Raw genomic sequence first — 7,630 nt, forward strand, 5'->3', positions numbered from 1 at the left:
CTATTCCTCTTTCTTTAGGTCCAAGCGCATAGCGACTTCGTTATTTTCTTCTATAAATCCTGTTTCCTGAAAACCAAGACTAGTCAGTAGGTGCTTCATTTTTTCATTTCCAACCACATAATCTGCGATAATATGATTGCAAGTGCTATCCATCTGAGCCTTTTTGATCAGAAATTCCACGGCTTTTCGTCCATAACCTCTTCCTTGGTACTGCTGGCCAATCATTATCCGCCAGATAAAGTATTCCGCTTCATCCTTATCTATTTCCAACAGGAGAAAACCAACTACAAGCTCATTCCAATAAATTGCCATTGGAAACACATCCCCATTCTCTCGGTAGAGCCATGCGTCAGCTAAAGAGCGTACATTTGGAGACACGAAACGTGCCCGTTCATCAGCTTCAGATATTTTCAAATCCAGCACTGCCTGAAAACTGCTCTCATCTACTAATTTTATCTCAATCATTTTTTCTCCTAGCAAGATTGCACAATCAAAATTTGATTTACTTCTTATCTTCTCCCTACTCCCAAACTATCCAGCACCTCTGGATACAACTTATACTCTGCTTCATGAATACGTTCTTCAAAACTATCAATGGTATCATCAGCTAATCGTGGTACACGTACTTGTTTGATAACTTTTCCCGTATCCACACCTGAATTCACCCAATGAATGGTCACGCCGCTCTCAGCAACGCCAGCATTCCAAGCATCCTCAATCCCATGAGCTCCTGGAAACTCTGGCAGGTAGGCTGGATGAATGTTGACAATCCGACCTTCATAAGCCGCCAATAAGGTTGGCCCAACGATTTTCATGTAGCCTGCTAGACAAACCAAGTCAATCTGGTGCTCTTCTAATAGCTCAACAAGTGCTGCTTCGTAGTCTGCCTTGCTCTCAAACTCCTTGAGTTCAAAAGCATAGGACAGAACGCCAAGCTTGTCTGCACGTTCTAGCACATAGGCGTCACGATGGTCTGAAAAGACAAACTCTACTGGAAATTCTTCGGCAATCACCTGAAAATTTGAGCCATTACCAGAGGCAAAAACCGCTATTTTTTTCATTTGATGATGACACTTTCGTTTTCTTTCTTGACGATGCGACCAATTTCATAGACTGGTTCATCCAATAATTCCTTGACGCGATCTACATTCTCAGGGCTAACTGCCAGCATGAGTCCCACACCCATATTGAAGATTTCAAACATTTCTTCATGCTTGATTTCACCGTATTTTTCAAGAGCTTTAAAGATTGGCAAAACTGGTACCTTGCTCTCCTCAATCTCTGCAGCTAGGTCATCTGCAAACATACGAGGAACATTTTCGATAAAGCCCCCACCTGTGATGTGGGCAATACCGTTGACCAACTCTTCCTTGATGAGTGGCAAAACAGCCTTGACATAGATACGAGTCGGCTCCAGAAGAACTTCCTTGAGTTTCTTGCCTTCCAATTCTGGCAGGACTTCCTCACCTGTGTAATCCGCAAAGACACGACGGACGAGAGAGTAACCATTGGAATGAATCCCACTTGAAGCAAGTCCGAGAAGAACATCTCCCTCTGCCACTTTTGAACCGTCAATTATTTGAGATTTTTCAGCCACACCGACCGCAAAACCAGCCAAGTCATAGTCATCTGCGCCATACATACCAGGCATTTCAGCTGTTTCCCCACCGATAAGAGCAGCGCCTGCCTGCACACAACCTTCTGCCACACCAGCGACAACTTGTTCTAGCTTAGCTGGTTCATTCTTGCCTGTCGCCACATAGTCGAGAAAATAGAGAGGCTCAGCACCTGCAGCGATGATGTCATTAACACACATGGCCACACAGTCCTGACCGATGGTATCGTGCTTGTCGTACTTGATAGCCAGCATGAGCTTAGTTCCGACACCATCAGTCCCTGAAATCAAGACGGGTTCTTTAACCCCAGTCTTCGAAAGGTCAAACATACCGCCAAAGCCTCCCAGAGCTCCCATGACACCTGCACGCTCCGTACGAGCCACGTGCTTTTTAATCCGTTCAACAACTTCATAACCCGCTTCAACATCCACGCCAGACTGGGCATAAGCATTTTTATTTGTCATTTTTATATTCCTTTTCTTTGAGAAAGATTGCGACGTATTTTTAGATAAACAATTATTTTATCTAAAAATACTAGTCAGGGCTCTAGCTTTGATCCTATAGGACAAAGCGTCTACTGACAAATGCTTTAGCTTTTAGTCAGTAGTGAGACGTGGAGCATAAGCATTTTTATTTGTCATTTTGTCTCCTCTTCCTTTCCTTTAATGGATAATCTTTATCCGTCTATTTGTAAAAACTGGTCTTTTCTTCCAAACTTCGACGATAATCTTCTTCATAATCGTAAAGAGGCGTTGGGTAGTCACCGTCAAAGTAAGCAACACAGAGACCACCATTTGGCGCATCTGTTTCAATCCCAATCGAATCAATCAACCCCTCAACAGAAAGATAGGTCAGACTGTCCGCACCAATGATTTGGCGAGTTTCTTCAACCGTATGATTGGCCGCAATTAGCTCCTGACGGGTCTGGATATCAATTCCATAGAAGCATGGATAAGCTAGCGCTGGACTACCAATAGCAACGTGAACCTCAGTCGCACCCGCTTCTTTCAAGAGCTGAACGATACGACGAGAGGTTGTTCCACGTACAATAGAATCATCAATCATAACCACACGCTTGCCTTTGACAACACCTGAAACAGCAGAGAGTTTCATCCGTACCCCTTGCTCCCGCAATTCTTGAGTCGGTTGGATAAAGGTACGTTGGGTATATTGGTTCTTGATAAGACCCATTTCATTTGGCAAACCAGATTCTTCCGCAAATCCCATGGCTGCGCTGAGGGAAGAATTGGGCACACCGACCACGATATCCGCCTCATGCTTGAATTCACGCGCCAATTGGGCACCCATACGTTTACGTGCCGTATGGACATTGACACCGTGGATATTAGAATCAGGGCGGGCAAAATAGATATACTCCATAGAACAGATTGCTAACTGAGTATCATCTGTATAGCTATCATACTGGATTCCCTTGTCATCAATGATTACAATCTCACCTGGCTTCAAATCACGAACCCACTCGGCACCAATGACTTCAAAAGCACAAGTTTCAGAGGAAACAACCACTGCTCCATTAGCCATTTTCCCGATAGAAAGGGGACGGAAACCATTGGGGTCAAGAGCCGCAATCAACTTGTCTTCAAATAGCAAGATATAGGCAAAACCACCTTTAACTAGACTGAGCGCCTCCTTGATTTTGCCCATCAGACTAGGATTGTGACTGCGACGAATGAGATGAGCCAAGATTTCCGAGTCCGAAGTCGCGCTGAAAATCGCTCCTCTTTGTTCCAGTTCTTTCTTGAGAGAGGCTGCATTGGTCAGATTTCCATTATGAGCCAAACCAAACTGCATATCGTGAAAACGGAAGAGGAAAGGCTGGATATTATCTACAGAAGCTTCGCCAGCAGTCGCGTAACGCACATGCCCAATCGCACCAGTTCCCGTCAATTTATCCAAATTAGCAGGATTTCTGAAGACTTCTGATAAAAGTCCCATGTCACGATGGCGCTTCAATTGTCCCTGATCGTTGGAGAGGATTCCTGCCCCCTCCTGACCACGGTGCTGAAGACTATGGAGCCCAAAATAGGTTAATTTAGCAGCATCTGGATGTCCCCAGATACCGAAAACACCACATTCTTCATTAAGAGATTTTACTTCGTATGTCATTTTATATACCTAATTTTCATTTGTAATCGTCACGAGCTAAATCTACATGACTTTTACATTACTGATACTATCTATTAAAACATCTGCAAGTCTTATTTTCCAGTAAAGTATTTAACCGCCGACGCGAACAGGTGCTGGTCTTTATTTCCTGGAATGTTTTGGAAAAGACCGTCCTCATAACGTTCTGAATGTCCCATCTTACCAATGATTTGACCATTCTTGCTGGTAATTCCTTCGATGGCATGGACAGAACCATTTGGATTGTACTTAGAATCCATACTTGGTTTGCCTTCGAAGTCCACGTATTGGCTGAAAATTTGTCCATTGTCACGGAGCTCTGCAAATTCCTCAGCCGTCACGACAAACTTCCCTTCACCGTGCGAAACAGGAATAGCGTGGATATCGCCCACTTGCACACCAGCCAACCATGGTGAGTTGGTATTGGCAATGCGAGTTTCCACCATCTTGGCCACGTGTTGGTTGGCATCATTGTAGAAGAGGGTTGGGCTAGTATTGTTAGCATCTTCAAAGTTTCCGTAGGGTAGGAGACCCGATTTTACTAAGGCTTGGAATCCATTACAAATACCGATAATCAAGCCACCACGGGCGATAAAGCTATCAATAGCCGCACGCACTTTTTCATTAAGCAGGATATTAACGATAAACTTAGCTGATCCATCTGGTTCATCCGCAGCTGAGAATCCACCTGCAAAGAAAAGGATATTAGCCTTGCCGATGTTGTCAACCATGGTTTCAACCGACTTGACAATGGCTTCTTCATTCAAGGTCACGAATGGCACCAAGTTAACCTCTGCACCTTCTTTTTCAAATGCCTTGGCTGAATCATATTCTGAGTTGGTTCCTGGGAAGACTGGGATATAGACCACAGGTTTTTCAACCTTTTCTTTGGTTTTAATCACAACATCTGATGCCACAGCTGGTACTTCAGCCAGTTCTTTGGCTTGGGCAAATTCTGTTGGGTAAACTTCTTCCAGTTTTCCTTGGAAGGCACTGTCAAGTTTCTGTCCATCTAGCTTCACACCGTTGACAAGGAGTGTAAAGTCTGCACTTGTTTGTCCAATCTTCTCTACTCCAGCAATTTCTTCAGGTGATGTGAAGACAAATCCGCCCAATTGTGCTGTCAAAGAACTTTCAAGTTCAGGCAAGACCACCTCTGCACCGATATGATTTCCAAAGGTAGCGAGAGCCAAACTTTCAACCACACCGCCGTATTTAACAGCTGAAGCTGCTGTTACTTTGTGAGCCTTTTGAAGGGCTTCAAACTGAGCAAAATTTGACTTAACCAAGTCAAAATCAATTTCTGCAGAGAGGGCTTGACCTGGGATGTAGTAGATATTTTCACCAGCAGTTTTGAACTCTGGAGAAAGGACCTTACGGCTATCTGCGGTCGTCACCCCAAAGGCTACCAAAGTTGGTGGCACCGTCAATTCTTCAAAGGTACCAGACATAGAGTCCTTACCACCGATAGATGGCAAACCAAGCTGAATTTGTGCCTCGATAGAGCCTAGGAGAGCTGCTACTGGCTGACCAAAACGCTCAGCTTGCTTATCCATGCGCTCGAAATACTCTTGGTAAGAGAAACGAGCCTTAGACCAGTTTGCACCAGCAGCAATCAATCGAGCAGTTGCTTCGATCACTGCATAGGCAGCACCGTGGTATGGAGACCATTCAGCTACATATGGGTTGAAACCTTGAGCCATGACTGACGCAGTATGAGTCACACCGTGTTGAACTGGTAATTTCTGCACAGAAGCCTCAGTTGGAGTGAGTTGATAGCGACCACCCAGTGGGTGATTGACCGTTGAACGTCCAACAGAGCAGTCAAAGATAGTCTGTAATCCTTTTTGACTCGCATGATTCAAATCAGATAGAACCGCAAAGGTATCAACTTCAAGTGTGTTAGCAGATGTTTGACGTTCTTCTGGAAGCTTGACATCCTTGTCCACAACTTTGGCATCGACGACCACGCGCACACCATTGGTGTCAAGGAAACGACGTTCCAAGTCCACAATTGTCTCACCATTCCAGTGCATGACAAGATTTGGTTTTTCAGTCACTGTTGCCACCACAACAGCGTCAATATTCTCTTTGTTACATTCTTCAACAAAGGCATCTACGTCTTCAGGACGCACCACAACCGCCATACGTTCTTGTGATTCAGAGATGGCAATTTCGGTACCATTCAAGCCCTGGTATTTAAGAGGCACCTTGTTGAGGTCGATTTCAAGACCGTCTGCTAATTCACCGATAGCCACACAGACTCCACCAGCACCAAAGTCATTAGATTTCTTGATAAGACGAGTGACATTGCCATTACGGAACAGACGTTGAATCTTGCGTTCTTCGATGGCATTCCCTTTTTGAACTTCAGCTCCAGCAGTTTCCACGGACTCAACTGTTTGAACCTTAGAAGAACCTGTCGCACCACCGACACCATCACGTCCAGTCTTACCTCCAAGGAGGATAATGACATCACCCGCTTCCGGTTTTTCACGGACAACATTGCCCTTAGGAGTCGCTCCGACAACAGCACCAAGCTCCATGCGTTTAGCTACAAAGCCTGGGTGGAAATACTCACGAACGTAGGTCGTCGCAAGCCCAATTTGGTTCCCGTAAGAAGAATAACCATGAGCCGCTGTCTTAGAAATGACTTGTTGTGGTAATTTACCAGCACGAGTTCCCGAAATCGGTGCTGTAATATCACCAGCACCTGAGATACGCATAGCTTGATAAACGTAGGAACGACCTGACAACGGGTCACGAATGGCACCACCGATACAGGTAGCAGCCCCACCAAATGGCTCAATTTCCGTTGGGTGGTTATGAGTTTCATTCTTGAACATTAGGAGCCATGGTTCTTTCACACCATCAACGTCCACTTCGATTTCAACTGAGCAAGCATTGATTTCGTCAGACACTTCCATATCGTCCAAACGCCCATTAGCACGCTCATAACGACCGAAAATAGTGGCCATATCCATCAAGGTTTGCGGTTTTTCAGAACGCCCCAACTCATCACGCATAGCGATATATTTGTTATAGGTTGACTGCAATTGTTTTTGGAATTTCGATGCGGAGAAATCAATGTTTTTCAACTCTGTCTCAAAAGTCGTGTGACGGCAGTGATCAGACCAGTAAGTATCCAAAACCTTGAGTTCCGTCTCAGTTGGTACGCGCCCGATTGACTTGAAGTAGTCTTGGATAAAGAGCAAATCATCCACTTCCATAGCCATCCCTTGCTCAGCCTTGTAGCGGGCAAAGTCTTCTGCTGTATAGCTTTCAAAGAAAGTCAATTTAGGAATGGTCTTGTCTGACTCTGAAAATTCCTGCTTAGCAATCCCTGTCGTGATGTCCTTGAAACGAGAATCAACTGGATTGAGCAGATAGTTCTTGACCGCTTCCAACTCAGTCACATCAATATCTTTATTGACTAAGTAAAGTTGAGCGGTATTGACTGTTACATCACTCGAGCTACCTAGCAAGAGCAAAGCTTCCTGTGAAGATGCTGCACGCTGGTCAAACTGCCCTGGTAGGCTTTCAATGGCAAAGAAAGCATAGTTGGCAAGATCCGCCTGCACAGCCGCTTCGTCCAAAACATGGTCTGTCACCTGCTCAGAGAAAATGTGTTTCTCTGCAGGCGCAAACAAATCCTCTGCCAAATCAAATACATCATACACTTGCACAATACGAATACTTTTCAGGGTTGAAAGCCCCAAGTTATGCTGGAGTTCTCTCACCAAACTCTCTGACTTAACCTGAAAATCAGCCTTTTTTTCAACAAAAATACGTTTATCCATCAATCCTTATTCCTTTATTTCAGCTCTTGCAATGTTCCCAAACAGCCTTGAGGTTGTTATTTCAATTTC

Annotated in this window: 5 protein-coding genes; all 5 read right to left on the minus strand. The window is 44.7% G+C overall.

Features of this window, described 5'->3' with window-relative positions:
• The 5 genes from SMIDD28_RS08210 to SMIDD28_RS08230 all read right to left on the minus strand — a co-directional run bounded on the left by SMIDD28_RS08210 (window position 1) and on the right by SMIDD28_RS08230 (window position 7,561).
• Complete coding sequence (locus tag SMIDD28_RS08210; protein WP_000569798.1) at window positions 1–465, minus strand: GNAT family N-acetyltransferase; 465 nt, start codon at window positions 463–465, stop codon at window positions 1–3.
• 44 nt (window positions 466–509) lie between these two features.
• Window positions 510–1,061 carry a phosphoribosylglycinamide formyltransferase gene (gene purN, locus SMIDD28_RS08215; protein ID WP_061425555.1) on the minus strand — a complete coding sequence of 184 codons (552 nt, stop codon included), beginning with the start codon at window positions 1,059–1,061 and terminating at the stop codon, window positions 510–512.
• Entirely contained in the window at window positions 1,058–2,080 is a 1,023-nt protein-coding gene (gene purM / locus SMIDD28_RS08220) for a phosphoribosylformylglycinamidine cyclo-ligase (RefSeq protein ID WP_061425556.1), read from the minus strand. Before purM ends, purN begins: the two co-directional genes overlap by 4 nt.
• A gap of 220 nt (window positions 2,081–2,300) precedes the next feature.
• On the minus strand, window positions 2,301–3,743 hold the full coding sequence (gene purF, locus SMIDD28_RS08225; RefSeq protein WP_061425557.1) for an amidophosphoribosyltransferase: 1,443 nt from the start codon (window positions 3,741–3,743) through the stop codon (window positions 2,301–2,303).
• A gap of 92 nt (window positions 3,744–3,835) precedes the next feature.
• Window positions 3,836–7,561 carry a phosphoribosylformylglycinamidine synthase gene (locus SMIDD28_RS08230; protein WP_061425558.1) on the minus strand — a complete coding sequence of 1,242 codons (3,726 nt, stop codon included), beginning with the start codon at window positions 7,559–7,561 and terminating at the stop codon, window positions 3,836–3,838.
• Window positions 7,562–7,630 lie beyond the last annotated feature (69 nt).

The organism is Streptococcus mitis, from assembly GCF_001579045.1.
GTDB classification, from domain to species: Bacteria; Bacillota; Bacilli; order Lactobacillales; family Streptococcaceae; genus Streptococcus; species Streptococcus mitis_D.